Raw genomic sequence first — 14,727 nt, 5'->3', positions numbered from 1 at the left:
CCTGCAAAACAAAATGTCGCGCAGTGTACCAGCCCCGCGCGCTCCACCTGCAAATTCTGGACGAACGCAATCCCCTCGCCACAAGTGCTCTGTTCAATGTTCGATGTGTTGTTCCGGACTTCTGACGCGCCGTCCGTCTTCCTTTGAAAGCTGCGAAAAGATTGTTGCAGCCAGCATCGCCATGATTCCGACCGTCACAAAGGTCAGTTGAAACGCGCCCAGAACCGTGTCCACGCCGTCGTTGCCGATTTCTGCCGTAAAACCGCCGAGCAGGGCGCCGGCGCAGGCAACGCCGAGGCTCAGGGACAATTGCGCGACCACCGACAGCAGACTGTTGCCGCTGCTGGCGTTGGCGTCGTCGAGGTCGATCAGGGTCACGGTGTTCATCGCGGTGAACTGCAAAGAGTTGATCGCGCCGAGGATCGCCAGCATGCCCAGCAGCAACCAGTACGGTGTCTGCTCGCTGACCAGACCCATGCTCGCCAGCATCAGCCCCAGCGCCAACGTGTTGCCGGTGAGCACGATGCGATAGCCCAGGCGTTCGATCAGCGTCCGAGCCACCGACTTGGCGACCATCGCCGCCAGAGCCAGCGGCAACATGCTCATCCCGGCCTGAGACGGTGAGTATCCCAGCGCCACTTGCAGCAATAACGGTACAAGGAACGGCAGCGCGCCACTGCCCAAGCGGGCGAACAGGTTGCCGAGAATACCCACGGCAAACGTCCGGGTCTTGAACAGCGACGGCGCGAACAGCGGATTTTCGATGTGTCCGGCCCGCAACCAGTACGCCGCCAGACACGCCATGCCGCCGAACAGCAGCAACATCACGCGCAAATGCGGCAGGTGCAGTTCGCCAAGGCCTTCCATGGCGATGGTGATCAGGATCATCGCCGCGCCAAACAGCAAGAAGCCGAGGCTGTCGAAACGCGTGCGCTCAGTGCCGCGCAGGTCGGGGATGAATTTCCACACCGCGTAGCAACCGACGGCGCCGACCGGCAGGTTGATCAGGAAGATCCAGTGCCAAGTCAGGTATTCGACCATCCAGCCACCCATGGTCGGGCCGATCAACGGGCCAAGAAGGCCGGGAATGGTGATGAAACCCATGATCCGCACCAGTTCCGAGCGCGGGTAAGCGCGCAGTACTACAAGCCGCCCGACCGGCAACATCAGCGCACCGCCCAGGCCCTGAATCACCCGGGCACCGATCAGCATGCTCAGGCTGCTCGACAGAGCGCAGAGCAAAGAGCCGAGGCTGAACAACAGGATCGCGCCGAAGAAAATTTTCTTGGTGCCGAAGCGGTCGGCGATCCAGCCCGAGGCAGGGATCAGCAAGGCGACGGTGAGCATGTAGGCAATGATCACGCCTTGCATGCGCAATGGATCTTCCGCGAGGTCGCGGGCCATGGCGGGCAGGGCGGTGTTGAGGATGGTCCCGTCGAGGGACTGCATGAAGAAGGCAATGGCGACGACCCACGGCACCCAACGGGCGGTGACAGCGTCGAGAGGCAGGCGGTTGAGCATGGGACCTCTTGCGGGAGAAGTGCTAAAGCAATGTCATGGTGGGTCGCAGTCTATGTGGGAGCGGGCTTGCTCGCGAAGAGGCCATCACATTCAACATCAATGTTGACTGACCCACCGCTTTCGCGAGCAAGCCCGCTCCCACAGGGTCCCCTGTGTGCTGGGGTTTTGTGTTTACAACGTAAGAGTTAGTCGGGTGATCAGCGCCCCCGGCAACAACGCCGAAGCCGTCGCGCGCTGACTGTAGGTGCTCGCCGACAGCAACAACTCGCGCTCTTCGGTCAACGCCTCCAGCTGTGAACCGAGCAAACTGTAAGCACTGTCATCAAAGCGCATGGTGCTGACCGGCGCCTGGATCTCGCCATTCTCGACCCAGAAAGTCGCAAACCGCGTCATGCCCGTCATGCGTGCCATCGGTTGGTCCGAGTAGTTCAGGTACCAAAGATTGCTGATGTACAAACCTGTGCCCAGTTGCTTGAGGATCTCTGCATCCGGCAGCGCGCCGGGCGCCATGTTCAGCGCTGTCGGCGATTCACCACCGCTGGCGCCGTTGGCCGTCAGGCCGTATTCGGCGGCACTGCGTGAGCCGACCAGTTGCGCGCCGGCCTTGCCCTCGACGATCAGTTTCAGATCACTGCGCGGATAACCTTCGCCGGAAAACGCCGGGCTCAACGAACCGCTGACTTTTTCATCGAGGGACACCAGCGGACTGAACGAATGGTCGCCCGCGTAGAGTTTCTGCAACGGACTGCTCTTGCTGGCCACCGACTGCGCCGAAAAGCCGCCCCAGGACAACATGCCCATGATTTCTTCCAGCGCTGCCGGCGCCAGGTAAGCGCGGTACTGACCCGGTGGCAAAGTACGCAACGGCCGACCCAGGAACTCAAGCTGCTCACGAGCCTGCTGGAAGCGTCGGGCAAACCCTTCGCTGTTCCAGTCGTGCCCGGCGTAACTGGCTTTCACCGCCTGCCCGTTGTCATGAAACAGGCTGAAGTCGAAGTTAAAGCTGTTGGCCTGATGCCAGCCGAACGCGCCCGAGGAACTGGCGAAACCGCGACTGATCGGGCCGGCCGCATAAAAGCCCACCAGGTCCAGACCCTCGGCAGCCTGAGTGATTTCGGCAACCACCTGCTCGGTGTCCGGCAGCGGATGCTCTTGCACGTGCTTGCTCTGCCAGCCGTTGTGGTTAAGCAGCAGGTACGGATCCTGCGGCAGCAGCGGCAAGGTTTCGCGCAGCTGTTGCAGCCCTTCCGCCAGGCGCTGGGTGTCGACTTCCACATCGCCCGACAGCGTGATGTCGAGGTCGGCATGCCGGCCCTCGTTGATCAGTTTGAAGCCGACGCTCGCCTGTTGCACCTGACCGGCCTGACGCACCTTGGCATGGTTGAAACGCACGAAGGCCGATGACTCGGCGGCGTAGCTGAGGGTGAATTGCTCCGGTTCGCGAATCGCGTCGCGCAGCCAGTTGACCAAGGCCTTGAACCCACTGGCCTGATTGTTTGACGTACTCATCAGGCGTCTCCCCCAAACACATCCACATTGCTGAATACACAGGCCGGGGACGCATGGCCGACACGGATCACCTGATTCGGCTCGCCCTTGCCGCAGTTCGGTGTGCCAAGGACCTTGAAGGTGCTGGCGTCGCCGACGGCGCTGAGGCTTTTCCAGAACTGTGCGGAAATCGCCCGGTAGTTCGGGTTTTTCACCACGCCTTTGAGCTCGCCGTTTTCAATCAACTGCGCCCATTCGCAACCGAACTGGAATTTGTTGCGCGCATCGTCGATCGACCAGGAACGGTTGGTGCTCATCAGAATGCCGTGCTCGATGTTGCCGATCAGTTGCTCAAGCGGCTGATCGCCGGGCTCGATATTGAGGTTGGCCATGCGGTCGATCGGCGGGCGATTCCAGCCACAGGCGCGGCTGTTGGCGACGCCGTCCATGCCGGCACGGAATTGCGACAGCGCACCGCCCAATGGACGCAGCAGCAAACCTTCCTTGATCAGAAACTGTTTGCTGGCGGCGGTACCGTCGTCGTCATGGCCGTAGCTGGCGAGCTGCTCGGGGATGTCCGGGTCGAAGGTCACGTTGAGCAGTTTCGAACCGTATTGCAGATGGCCGAAGTCTTCTGCCTTGACGAAACTGGTGCCGGCGTAATTGCGCTCGTCACCGAGGATGCGGTCCAGTTCCAGCGGGTGACCGATGGATTCGTGGATTTGCAGCATCATCTGGTCGGGCATCAACAGCAGATCGCGCGGGCCTTGCGGGGTGTTGGGTGCCAGCAGCAATTGCAGCGCCTGATCGGCGACTTTCGGGCCTGCGCCCACCAGGCCGCAGCGACTGATCACATCAAAGCCGCCCTGTTGGCCGAAGTTTTCGCGGCCGAGGGTGCGGGTCTGGCTGTCGCTGCCGTCGTAGGCGGTGACTTCCAGGCTCGGGTAGACAAAGCGCTGGGCCTGGCGCAGTTCAGCGCCGGCGCTGCTGAGGTAGATCTGTTCGACGTTGGTGATGCCGATGCTCACCTGCCAGTTCACCAGGCGCTCGTCCTTGGGCACGGCGGCAGATTCGGCGCCGAGCAGTTGGTAGCAATCGCTCAGGGACGGGAAGGGCTGGTCGAAGTTCGGCGAAAAATAATCGGCGCGGTCGCTGGAGACAGCTTGCTCGCGTAGGTCGAGCAGGGCGTGGGGCTTGAGCCGCCGGGCTTGTTGCTCGGCTTTTTCCAGCGCGGCTTGCAGGCCGGATTGCGACAGGTCGTTGGTCGCGGCGTAGGCTTCAACGCCGTTGACGCGAACGGTCAACATCGCGCCTTCGTCACGGCTCAGGCTTGGAGGTTCGGCGACGTTCTTGCGCACCGACAGGTACTGGCCGGACTCGCGCACATAACGCAGCGAAAAGAATTCAGCGCCCGTGCGCAAGGCAGCGAAGCGCTGCTTGAGCTGGGGGTGGAAATCGAACATTCGGGAACCTCCCTGGTGGGGTTGCGATGCATCGGTGTTGCGAGGGGGGTGAAACGTTTGCGTGGCGCTAGATTAGGCCTGGGCGGGGGGTAGATCAAGAGTGGGGCGGTGTGGGAAAGGATTGCCGGGGTGCGTCTGGAGTTTGTTTGTTGTTTAGTCGGGCTCCTTCGCGAGCAAGCCCGCTCCCACATTGGATTTGGGAACGACACAGATCCAATGTGGGAGCGGGCTTGCTCGCGAAGGCAGCACCGCGGTGTTATGCCTTACTGAGCAGTCAGGCTCACATCCCGCAACGGCTTGCCACGCACTGGCGCATCGCCCGCTACGAAGTAATCCGCTGTGCTACGCGGCAACGGCTGACGACCACGGATCTTGTCGGCGATTTTCTCGGCGATCATGATCGTTGGCGCGTTCAGGTTGCCGGTGGTGATGATCGGCATGATCGAGGCATCGACCACGCGCAGGCCATGCAGGCCATGCACGCGACCTTCGGCATCGACCACGGCCATTTCGTCGGTGCCCATCTTGCACGAGCAGGACGGGTGGAACGCGGTTTCGGCGTGTTCGCGGATGAACTTGTCGAGTTGCTCATCGGTTTGCACGTCGATGCCCGGGCTGATTTCGCGGCCGCGGAAAGCGTCCAGTGCCGGCTGCTGCATGATTTCGCGGGTCAGGCGGATGCCATCGCGGAACTCCTGCCAGTCCTGCTCGGTGGCCATGTAGTTGAACAGGATGCTCGGGTACTCGCGCGGATCCTTCGACTTGGCCTGGATGCGACCGCGGCTCGGCGAACGCATGGAACCCATGTGCGCCTGGAAGCCGTGCTCTTTCACACCGTTGCTGCCGTTGTAGTTAATCGCCACCGGCAAGAAGTGGTACTGGATGTTCGGCCAATCGAATTCTGGACGGGTACGAATGAAACCGCCGGCTTCGAACTGGTTGCTGGCGCCGATGCCGGTGCCGTTGAACAGCCATTCGGCACCGATGGCCGGCTGGTTGTACCAGAGCAGCGACGGGTACAGCGAGACCGGTTGGGTGCAGGCGTATTGCAGGTACAACTCGAGGTGATCCTGCAGGTTTTCGCCGACGCCTGGCAGGTCGTGGACCACCGGGATGTCGAGCTTGTTCAGCAGTTCGGCCGGGCCGACGCCGGAGCGTTGCAGAATCTGCGGCGAAGCGATGGCGCCGGAGCACAACAACACTTCTTTGCGGGCGCGGACTTCAACGCGCTCTTCAGCGGCGCCGATCAGGTAACGCACGCCGACGGCACGCTTGCCTTCGAACAGGATCTTGTCGGTCAGCGCGTGAGTGACGATGGTCAGGGTCGAACGCTTCTTGGCGACGTCCAGGTAACCGCGCGCGGTGCTGGCGCGACGGCCGTTCGACGTCACGGTACGGTCCATCGGGCCGAAACCTTCTTGCTGGTAACCGTTCAAGTCTTCGGTGCGCGGGTAACCGGCTTGCACGCCGGCTTCGACCATGGCGTGGAACAGCGGGTTGTTGCCGGCTTTCGGCGTGGTCACGCTGACCGGGCCGTCGCCACCGTGGTAGTCGTTCGGGCCGATGTCGCGGGTTTCAGCCTTGCGGAAATACGGCAGGCAGTTCAGGTAATCCCAGTCTTCAAGACCTGGCAGCTTGGCCCAGTTGTCGTAGTCCATGGCGTTGCCGCGGATGTAGCACATGCCGTTGATCAGCGAAGAACCGCCCAGGCCCTTGCCGCGACCGCATTCCATCCGGCGACCGTCCATGTGTGGTTCCGGATCGGTTTCGTAGGCCCAGTTGTAGCGACGGCCTTGCAGCGGGAACGCCAAAGCGGCTGGCATTTGCGTGCGGAAATCCAGGCGGTAATCCGGGCCGCCGGCTTCGAGCAGCAGGACGGTGACGCCTGCGTCTTCAGTCAGACGGGTCGCCAGGGTGTTACCGGCCGAGCCGGCACCGATGATGATGTAATCGAATTCTTGGGACATTGAATGCACCCTCTTTGAAAGTGGTCAGGTCGGGCCAAGGTGAGTGCTGCGCACTCATTCGCGAGCAAGCCCGCTCCCACATTGGAATGGGAACTCCTGTGGGAGCGGGCTTGCCCGCGAAGGCGTCCTCGCGGGCAATACAAGACTCGGGGCTTAGAACACCGAGGCGTAATCGCCCAGTTCGACCTGTACCGATTTGATGCGGGTGAAGTTGTTCAGCGAGCTGATGCCGTTCTCACGACCCACACCCGACTGCTTGTAGCCGCCGACCGGCATCTTGGCGTCGGACTCGCCCCAGGCGTTGATCCAGCAGATACCGGCTTCCAGTTGATGAATCACGCGGTGAGCGCGGTTCAAGTCCTTGGTGACGACGCCAGCGGCCAGGCCGAAGTCGGTGTCGTTGGCGCGACGGATCACTTCTTCTTCGGTTTCGTAGGTGAGGATCGCCATGACCGGGCCGAAAATTTCTTCGCGGACGATGGTCATGTCGTCGGTGCAATCGGTGAACACGGTCGGTGCCACGAATGCGCCTTTGGCGAACTCGCCTTCGGTCAGACGGCTACCGCCGCACAGCACGCGAGCGCCTTCTTCCTTACCTTTGGCGATGTAACCCAGCACGCTTTCCATGTGGGCAAAGCTGACCAGCGGGCCGAAGTTGGTGTTTTCGTCTTCCGGGTTGCCGATGCGGATGCGCGCAACGCGCTCAGCGATCTTGGCTTCGAAAGCGGCTTTCAGATGAGTCGGTACGAACACGCGAGTGCCGTTGGTGCAGACCTGGCCGGAGCTGTAGAAGTTGGCCATCATCGCGGTGTCGGCGGCGCGATCGAGGTCGGCGTCGTCGAAAATGATCAGCGGGGACTTGCCGCCCAGTTCCATGGTCACGTCTTTCAAGGACGAGCCGGAAGCGCTGGCCATGACCTTCTTGCCGGTGTCGGTGCCGCCGGTGAAGGAGATTTTTTCGATGCGCGGGTGCTCGGTCAGCCAGGTGCCGACTTCACGGCCGCTGCCAGTCAATACGTTGAACACGCCAGCCGGAACGCCAGCTTCGGTGTAGATCTCGGCCAGTTTCAGCGTGGTCAGGGAAGTGACTTCGCTTGGCTTGAAGATCATCGCGTTGCCGGCCGCCAAGGCAGGGGCGGATTTCCACAGGGCGATCTGGATCGGGTAGTTCCACGCGCCGATACCGGCCACGACGCCCAGCGGCTCGCGACGGGTGTAGACGAACGACGTGGTGCGCAGAGGGATCTGCTCGCCTTCGATGGCCGGCACCAGGCCTGCGTAGTATTCCAGTACGTCAGCACCGGTGACGATGTCGACATACTTGGTTTCGGAGTACGACTTGCCGGTGTCCAGGGTTTCCAGGGCGGCCAGTTCATCGTTGCGCTCGCGCAGGATGTCGACGGCACGACGCAGGATGCGCGAACGCTCCATGGCGGTCATCGCGGCCCAGATTTTCTGGCCCTTTTCGGCGCTGACCACGGCGCGCTCGACGTCTTCCTTGGTAGCACGCTGTACGTTTGCGAGGACTTCACCGTTAGCCGGGTTGATGGCTTCGAAAGTGGCGTCGCTGCTGGCGTCACTGTAGCCGCCATCGATGTAGAGTTTTTGCAGTTCGAAACGGGCCATAAAGTCCTCGCAAGTGCATAAGTGGTTGGCGTTAACCACCGGGCGTGCCGTGAAGCAGTTGGCATCGCCGTCGGTAGCGTTCAGGGGTTGAGCGTTTTATGTGTGCTCTAACTCACCTGCTTGGCCAGTTGGAAATCCATGTATTCGTAAGCGATCCGGTGCGCCTGCTCGGTGTCGAAAGCATCTCCCGACAGCGCGCCGCGCAACCACAAACCGTCAATGAGGGCTGCCAGGCCCCGGGCTGCACTGCGCGCATCATCGCGCGGCAATACGCGGCGGAACTGGCAGCACAGGTTGGAATACAGACGGTGATCGTTGATCCGCTGCAACCTGTGCAAAGACGGGTGGTGCATGCTGGTGGCCCAGAAGGCCAGCCAGGTTTTCATTGCCGGGCCATTGACCTGGCTGGCGTCGAAGTTGCCTTCGATGATCACCTGCAGATGCGCCCGCGGGCTGTCATCTGTCAGCGCCTGACGGCGCGCGGTGACGTTCTCGCTGAGGACAGTCATCAGATACTGCGCCGTGGCAGCGATCAGGCCGTTCTTGTCCTGAAAGTAATGACTGATGATGCCATTCGAGACACCGGCCAAACGGGCGATCAGCGCAATGCTGGCGTCCCCCATCCCGACCTGATCGACGGCCTGCAATGTGGCTTCGATCAATTGCTGGCGGCGGATGGGTTGCATACCGACCTTGGGCATCTTGCACATCTCCTTAGGCCTTCCGGCAGACGCAAAACGTCTATCGGATTGAAGGCCAGTCTATTTTGTTTTGATTGAACGTTCAATCAACAAAGAATAAGATCTGCGACAAATCGTCGCTGCTTACAGATTTTTCCTACGTGTAAACGACGATAAACCGACATCCGAAATGGCTCGAAACCTATACGCGACAGCGTCTACAGGCTTCGGGCTTTTTTCGGGGTGTCTTTATATCACCCGTCGGTCGGCTGCCAACTAACCGATTGGTCGGGTATCGCGTTGCCTTGTGTTCTTCTCTCGCACTGCCGGAGCCTCTGTGCCATGAGTTCTGCCTCTCTAATAAAGACCCCGCCCGAGAAGGTGACGGTCAACGGTTGGGTGTTCTACACCTCTACCGCGCTGATCCTGCTGTTGACCGCCATTCTGATCATTGCCCCGCAAGAGGCCGGCAGAATGCTCGGAGTGGCTCAGGCCTGGTTGTCCCGCAGCTTCGGCTGGTACTACATGGTGGTGATCGCCGCTTACCTGGTTTTCGTGATCGGCCTGGCGTTTTCGTCCTACGGCAAGCTCAAACTGGGCAGCAAGGACGACACCCCGGACTTCAGTTATGGCGCCTGGGCGGGGATGCTGTTCTCCTCGGGTATCGGCATCTCGCTGTTGTATTTCGGTGCTTCCGAGCCGCTGGACCACTACTTCAACCCGCCGGAAGGCGTTTCGGCCAGCAACATGGCCGCACGTCAGGCGGTGCAGTTGACCTTCCTGCACTGGGGCCTGCATGGCTGGGCGATCTACGCTCTGGTCGGCCTGGCCGTGGCGTACTTTGCCTACCGCCACAATCAGCCGCTGGCGTTGCGTTCGGCGCTGTATCCGCTGGTCGGTGAGCGTTGGGTCAAAGGCGCGGCCGGTCATGCGGTGGACGGCTTCGGCATGTTCGTGACCCTGCTGGGGCTGGTGACGAACCTGGGGATTGGTTCGCTGCAAGTGTCGTCGGGCCTTGAAAACCTGTTCGGCATGGAACACAGCAACACCAACCTGCTGATCGTGATCATCGTGATGAGCACCGTGGCGACCATTGCGGCCGTGTCGGGTGTGGAAAACGGCATTCGTCGTCTGTCCAACCTGAACATCGTGCTGTTCAGCGGTCTGCTGATTTTCGTGCTGCTGTTCGGCCCGACGTTGCACCTGCTCAACGGTTTCGTGCAAAACGTCGGTGACTACCTGAACGGCGTGGTGATGAAGACCTTCGACCTTTATGTGTACGAAGCCGACAGTGAGAAGTCCGGCCGCTGGTTGGGCCTGTGGACCCTGTTCTACTGGGCCTGGTGGATTTCCTGGGCGCCATTCGTAGGCATGTTCATTGCGCGTATTTCCCGTGGTCGCACGGTGCGTGAACTGGTGGCCGGCGTGCTGCTGATCCCGCTGGGCTTCACCCTGGCGTGGCTGTCGATCTTCGGTAACTCGGCCCTGGACCTGGTGATGAACCATGGGGCGGTGGAGCTCGGGAAGACGGCGCTGGAGCAGCCGTCCATGGCGATTTACCAGTTGCTGGAGCATTACCCGGCGTCGAAAGTGGTGATCGGCGTGTCGATCTTCGTTGGTTTCGTGCTGTTCCTGACCCCGGCGGACTCTGGCGCGGTAATGATGGCCAATCTTTCGTGCAAGGGTGGCAACGTCGACGAAGATGCGCCGCACTGGCTGCGGATCTTCTGGTCGCTGGTGATCACGCTGGTGACCATCGGCCTGCTGTTCGCCGGTAACTTCGAAGCCATGCAAACCATGGTGGTGCTGGCCGGTCTGCCGTTCTCGGTGGTGCTGGTGTTCTTCATGTTCGGCTTGCACAAGGCCATGCGCCAGGACGTGCAGATCGAACAGGAGCAAGCGGAGCTGGCTGCACGCGGTCGTCGTGGTTTCAGCGAGCGTCTGACCCAACTGGACCTGCAACCGAATCAGTCGATCGTTCAGCGTTTCATGGACAAGCAAGTCAGCCCTGCGCTGGAAGAGGCCGTGGTGCAATTGCGTGGTAAAGGTCTGGACGTGCAAACGTTGCTGGGCAAAGCCAAGCGCTGCATGGGCCTGCGGATCGAGATGGAAGAGGGCAACCCTTTTGTCTACGAAGTGAGCCTGGATGGCTATCTGGCTGCGGCGAGCGACACGGTGTCGGCTGAAAGCGCTGACGAGCCGCGCGCACGCTACTACCGCGCCGAGGTATACCTGCACAACGGCAGCCAGGATTATGACCTGATGGGCTTCACTCAGGATCAGATCACCCGTGACGTGCTCGATCAGTTTGAAAGCCATCGGCAGCTCCTTGGCCGGGTTTATAGCTGAGTTGTAAGTGACGCGGTGGTTCTGTCTGAAGCACCGCGTCGTGTTCTTCGCGAGCAAGCCCGCTCCCACAGGTGACCGCGTTCCAATGTGGGAGCGGGCTTGCTCGCGAAGGGGCCATCAGCAGCAAAGCTCCTTTACCTGATACCCCAATAAACAAAAACGCCGCGATCCTCTCGCGGCGTTTTTGTGTCTGCGGTCTTAGCCCAGGTTCTTGCCGAGCAGTGCGTGATAGAGCTCGCTGTCGCCGAGAATCCCGACCACATGGTTGTTGTCGTGCAGCACCAGTTTGTTGCCGGTCTGATAACGAATCTGCAGCGCATCGCGCATGCCGATGTTCGAATCCACCAGGGTAGGTCGACGACCCAGGCCTTCTACGGCCTGACCTGGCACCCAGTTCTGCAGATCCAGGGCCGAACCATTCTGGCGTGCACCTTTGATGGTGTTGCCTTCGGCCAGGTCCAGCCACGAATCGCCGCCCGGATCGAGGCAAACCGAACCGTTGATGCGTTTGCAGTTGTCGAGGGTGCGCATCAGGCTGCGACCGCACAACACATTCAGCGGGTTGGTGTGCGCGACGAAGGTCCGCACGTAGTCGTCCGCCGGGTTGAGAACGATTTCTTCCGGCTTGCTGTACTGGACGATGCGACCGTCTTTCATGATCGCGATACGGCTGCCGAGCTTCAGTGCTTCATCGAGGTCGTGACTCACGAAGACGATGGTTTTGTTCAGCTTGCTTTGCAGCTCCAGCAGTTCGTCCTGCAGGCCCTGGCGGATCAGCGGGTCGAGGGCCGAAAACGGTTCGTCCATCAGCAGAATGTCGGCGTCCATCGCCAGGGCGCGGGCCAGGCCGACACGCTGCTGCATGCCGCCGGAGAGTTCGTCGGGCTTCTTGTTGCGCCACTGGGTCAGGCCCACCAGCTCAAGCTTTTCGTCCACCAGTTTTTTCCGTTCCTTCTCCGGCCGACCCTGCATTTCCAGGCCGAAACTGATGTTCTCGCGCACCGTCAGCCAAGGCATCAGGGCGAACTTCTGGAACACCATCGCGATGCGCTTGGTGCGCATCATTTTCAGTTCTGCCGGGGTACAGGACGCGATGTCGATTTGCTTGCCTTCGTGCTCGACAAACAACTTGCCGCGGCTGACGGTGTTGAGGCCGTTGATGCAGCGCAGCAGGCTGGATTTGCCGGAGCCGGACAGGCCCATCAGCACACAGATTTCACCTTTCTCGACATCCAGGCTGGCCTTTTCAACGCCGACAATCTGCCCGGTTTTTTTCAGGATCTGGTCGCGGGTCATGCCCTGATCGAGGAGTTTGAGCGCCTCGCGCGGGTCTTTGGAGAAGATTACGTCGACGTCTTCGAAGCGAATAATGCTCATGCGTCACCCCCTACTTTAGCGTCGGGTTGTTTGCAGATACGGTCGAGCATGATCGCCAGCAATACGATCGCCAGGCCGGCTTCGAAGCCCAGGGCGATATCAGCAGTGTTCAGTGCGTTGACCACGGGTTTGCCCAGGCCGTCGGCGCCCACCAGTGCCGCGATCACCACCATCGACAATGACAGCATGATGCACTGGGTAATACCGGCCGCGATGCTTGGCATGGCGTAGGGCAGTTCGATGCGTGCGAGCAGTTGACGGCGCGAGCAGCCGAAGGCTTTGCCGGCGTCCATCAATTCTGCGGGAACGTCACGGATACCCAGGTAGGTCAGGCGGATGGGCGCGGCAATCGCAAACACCACCGTGGAGATCAGACCCGGGACCACACCCAGACCGAAGAGGGTCAGGGTAGGAATGAGGTAAACGAAGGTCGGTACGGTCTGCATCAGATCGAGCACCGGACGCATCAGTGTGTAGAACATCGGTTTGTGTGCAGCGACGATGCCCAGCGGCACGCCGATGACCACGCAGACCAGGGTGGCGAACAACACCTGGGCGAGGGTTTCCATGGTTTCCTGCCAGTACCCCAGGTTGAGGATCAGCAGGAAGGAGGCGATAACGAAAACGGTCAGCCCCCACTTTCGTTGAATGAAGTGAGCCAGTAGCGCGATGAGGCCGATCAATGCCAGCGGGTTGAACCAGGTCAGCGCAAAAGTCACGCCGTGGATCATCGTTTCCAGTGTCACGGCGATCGCGTCGAAGGTGTTGGCGCCGTGTTGCGTCAACCATTCAACGAAGCCCGCAATGTACTGGCCTAAAGGGATTTTCTGATCAATCAGCATGGTAGTGAACGTCCGCATGCAAGGAATAAACAGCCCGGGCGAGCGAGCTCGCCCGGCGTAAGCGACGCTTCCTTAATTCAAGGCTGCGCGAGCTTGGCTTTCACGGCCTCCAGGCCTGGTTTACCGTCAATGGTGGTCACGCCAGCGAGCCAGGTATCAAGGACCTGTGGATTCTTTTTGAGCCAGGCCTTGGCGGCCGCGTCAGGCTTCATCTTGTCGTCCAGGATGTTGCCCATCAGTGCGCTTTCCATGTCGACGGTGAATTCCAGGTTTTTCAGCAAGGTGCCGACGTTGCTGCATTCCTGGACGTACCCCTTGCGGGTATTGGTTGCCACGGTGGCGGCACCGAAGTCCGGGCCGAAGAAGTCGTCACCACCGGTCAGGTACTGAATCTTGAAACGCTTGTTCATCGGATGCGGCGCCCAGCCGAGGAATACGACGGCGGTGTCGCGTTTCTGGGCGCGGTCGACCTGCGACAGCATGCCGGCTTCACTGGATTCGACCATCTTGAAACCGGCGTCCTTCAAGCCGAAGGCGTTCTTGTCGATCATACTCTGGATCAGACGGTTGCCGTCGTTACCCGGTTCGATGCCGTAGATCTTGCCGTCGAGTTCTTTCTTGAATTTGGCGATGTCGGCGAAGTCATGCAGCCCTTTGTCGTACAGCGCCTGCGGTACGGCGAGGGTGTACTTGGCGCCGGTGAGGTTGGTGCGCACGACATCCACGGTACCGGCATCGCGGTAGGCCTTGATGTCGTTTTCCATGGTCGGCATCCAGTTACCGAGGAAAATGTCCATGTTCTTGCCGTCGGCCAGGGACTTGTAGGTCACCGGCACGGAAATCATGGTGGTTTTGGTCTTGTAGCCCAAGGCATCGAGAACGACGCTGGTGGTGGCGGTTGTCGCGGTAATGTCGGTCCAGCCGACATCTGAGAAGTTTACGGTACTGCACTGAGCGGGTTCTGCGGCTTGAGCCAGTAACGGCAGACTCAGCATGGCGGCCAACAACAACGACGGGGAACCTTTCATGGATGGACTCCTTGGTGTTTTTTTTGGCAGTGTTCCGACTGGACCACCGCACTTATAGGTTGCGGTTGGATGGCGTTTTGGAGACAGCTCTACCACGGCGCCTTGCAATCGAGTCGATACGATCATGTACCAGTGAAAATCTGACGCCTACAGGGTGCGTCGTAACCAGTACAGGGATGGTCGCATCCAGTGTCGGTGACGTCGTTTACAGATTTTTTCAGCCCCGTTTGCCCACCTGAACCGCAAAAAAACGGCGAAAACGCTACGTAAAAGACCTGAGGCGTTGGTGGGCATGAGTGCGTCGGTGTGAGACGTCGAACGACACGGCAAAAGCCTGATGATGCGGCCATCCCGGCGGATTGCAGCTTGAGCGTAGCAGCTCCGTC

At 60.4% G+C, this 14,727-nt stretch carries 10 protein-coding genes; 1 reads left to right on the top strand and 9 read right to left on the bottom strand.

Annotated elements, in window-relative coordinates; translation table 11 throughout:
• Window positions 1-93: 93 nt before the first annotated feature.
• From mdtD to betI, 6 genes are all read right to left on the bottom strand, one after another.
• Window positions 94-1,521, bottom strand: coding sequence for a multidrug transporter subunit MdtD (gene mdtD / locus ACA073_RS24450; RefSeq protein WP_497400094.1), 1,428 nt, complete (start codon window positions 1,519-1,521; stop codon window positions 94-96).
• A 171-nt stretch (window positions 1,522-1,692) separates the two neighbouring features.
• On the bottom strand, window positions 1,693-3,030 hold the full coding sequence (locus tag ACA073_RS24445) for a TldD/PmbA family protein (protein WP_497400093.1): 1,338 nt from the start codon (window positions 3,028-3,030) through the stop codon (window positions 1,693-1,695).
• A complete protein-coding gene (locus ACA073_RS24440) occupies window positions 3,030-4,472 on the bottom strand; it encodes a TldD/PmbA family protein (protein WP_497400091.1) in 1,443 nt (480 codons plus the stop codon). Before ACA073_RS24440 ends, ACA073_RS24445 begins: the two co-directional genes overlap by 1 nt.
• A gap of 263 nt (window positions 4,473-4,735) precedes the next feature.
• Window positions 4,736-6,439, bottom strand: a complete 1,704-nt coding sequence (gene betA / locus ACA073_RS24435) for a choline dehydrogenase (protein ID WP_497400090.1) — start codon at window positions 6,437-6,439, stop codon at window positions 4,736-4,738.
• Window positions 6,440-6,592: 153 nt separating this feature from the next.
• The gene (betB, locus tag ACA073_RS24430; RefSeq protein ID WP_497400089.1) at window positions 6,593-8,065 is read right to left on the bottom strand and encodes a betaine-aldehyde dehydrogenase; all 1,473 of its coding nucleotides are present in this window, start codon (window positions 8,063-8,065) and stop codon (window positions 6,593-6,595) included.
• Between the two features lie 107 nt (window positions 8,066-8,172).
• A complete protein-coding gene (betI, locus tag ACA073_RS24425; RefSeq protein WP_497400087.1) occupies window positions 8,173-8,766 on the bottom strand; it encodes a transcriptional regulator BetI in 594 nt (197 codons plus the stop codon).
• Window positions 8,767-9,144: 378 nt separating this feature from the next.
• Between betI and ACA073_RS24420 the strand changes: the two genes are divergently transcribed.
• Entirely contained in the window at window positions 9,145-11,094 is a 1,950-nt protein-coding gene (locus tag ACA073_RS24420; RefSeq protein ID WP_497404216.1) for a BCCT family transporter, read from the top strand.
• A gap of 198 nt (window positions 11,095-11,292) precedes the next feature.
• On the opposite strand, the gene choV is transcribed toward ACA073_RS24420, so the two are convergent.
• The 3 genes from choV to ACA073_RS24405 form a co-directional block, all read right to left on the bottom strand.
• On the bottom strand, window positions 11,293-12,471 hold the full coding sequence (choV, locus tag ACA073_RS24415) for a choline ABC transporter ATP-binding protein (protein WP_497400086.1): 1,179 nt from the start codon (window positions 12,469-12,471) through the stop codon (window positions 11,293-11,295).
• Window positions 12,468-13,313, bottom strand: a complete 846-nt coding sequence (choW, locus tag ACA073_RS24410) for a choline ABC transporter permease subunit (protein WP_133835662.1) — start codon at window positions 13,311-13,313, stop codon at window positions 12,468-12,470. Before choW ends, choV begins: the two co-directional genes overlap by 4 nt.
• A gap of 77 nt (window positions 13,314-13,390) precedes the next feature.
• On the bottom strand, window positions 13,391-14,341 hold the full coding sequence (locus ACA073_RS24405; RefSeq protein ID WP_461952877.1) for a choline ABC transporter substrate-binding protein: 951 nt from the start codon (window positions 14,339-14,341) through the stop codon (window positions 13,391-13,393).
• Between the last annotated feature and the right edge of the window lie 386 nt (window positions 14,342-14,727).

This window comes from Pseudomonas sp. LBUM1670 (assembly GCF_059695695.1).
Note: the sequence above shows the minus strand (reverse complement) of the source record. Positions and strands in the feature narration are given on the sequence as shown.

Coding starts and splice junctions, on each gene's coding strand:
- betA (WP_497400090.1), bottom strand. CDS start 6,439: ATGTCCCAAGAATTCGATTACATCATCATCGGTGCCGGCTCGGCCGGT.
- ACA073_RS24405 (WP_461952877.1), bottom strand. CDS start 14,341: ATGAAAGGTTCCCCGTCGTTGTTGTTGGCCGCCATGCTGAGTCTGCCG.
- choV (WP_497400086.1), bottom strand. CDS start 12,471: ATGAGCATTATTCGCTTCGAAGACGTCGACGTAATCTTCTCCAAAGAC.
- ACA073_RS24440 (WP_497400091.1), bottom strand. CDS start 4,472: ATGTTCGATTTCCACCCCCAGCTCAAGCAGCGCTTCGCTGCCTTGCGC.
- betB (WP_497400089.1), bottom strand. CDS start 8,065: ATGGCCCGTTTCGAACTGCAAAAACTCTACATCGATGGCGGCTACAGT.
- choW (WP_133835662.1), bottom strand. CDS start 13,313: ATGCTGATTGATCAGAAAATCCCTTTAGGCCAGTACATTGCGGGCTTC.
- betI (WP_497400087.1), bottom strand. CDS start 8,766: ATGCCCAAGGTCGGTATGCAACCCATCCGCCGCCAGCAATTGATCGAA.
- ACA073_RS24445 (WP_497400093.1), bottom strand. CDS start 3,030: ATGAGTACGTCAAACAATCAGGCCAGTGGGTTCAAGGCCTTGGTCAAC.
- mdtD (WP_497400094.1), bottom strand. CDS start 1,521: ATGCTCAACCGCCTGCCTCTCGACGCTGTCACCGCCCGTTGGGTGCCG.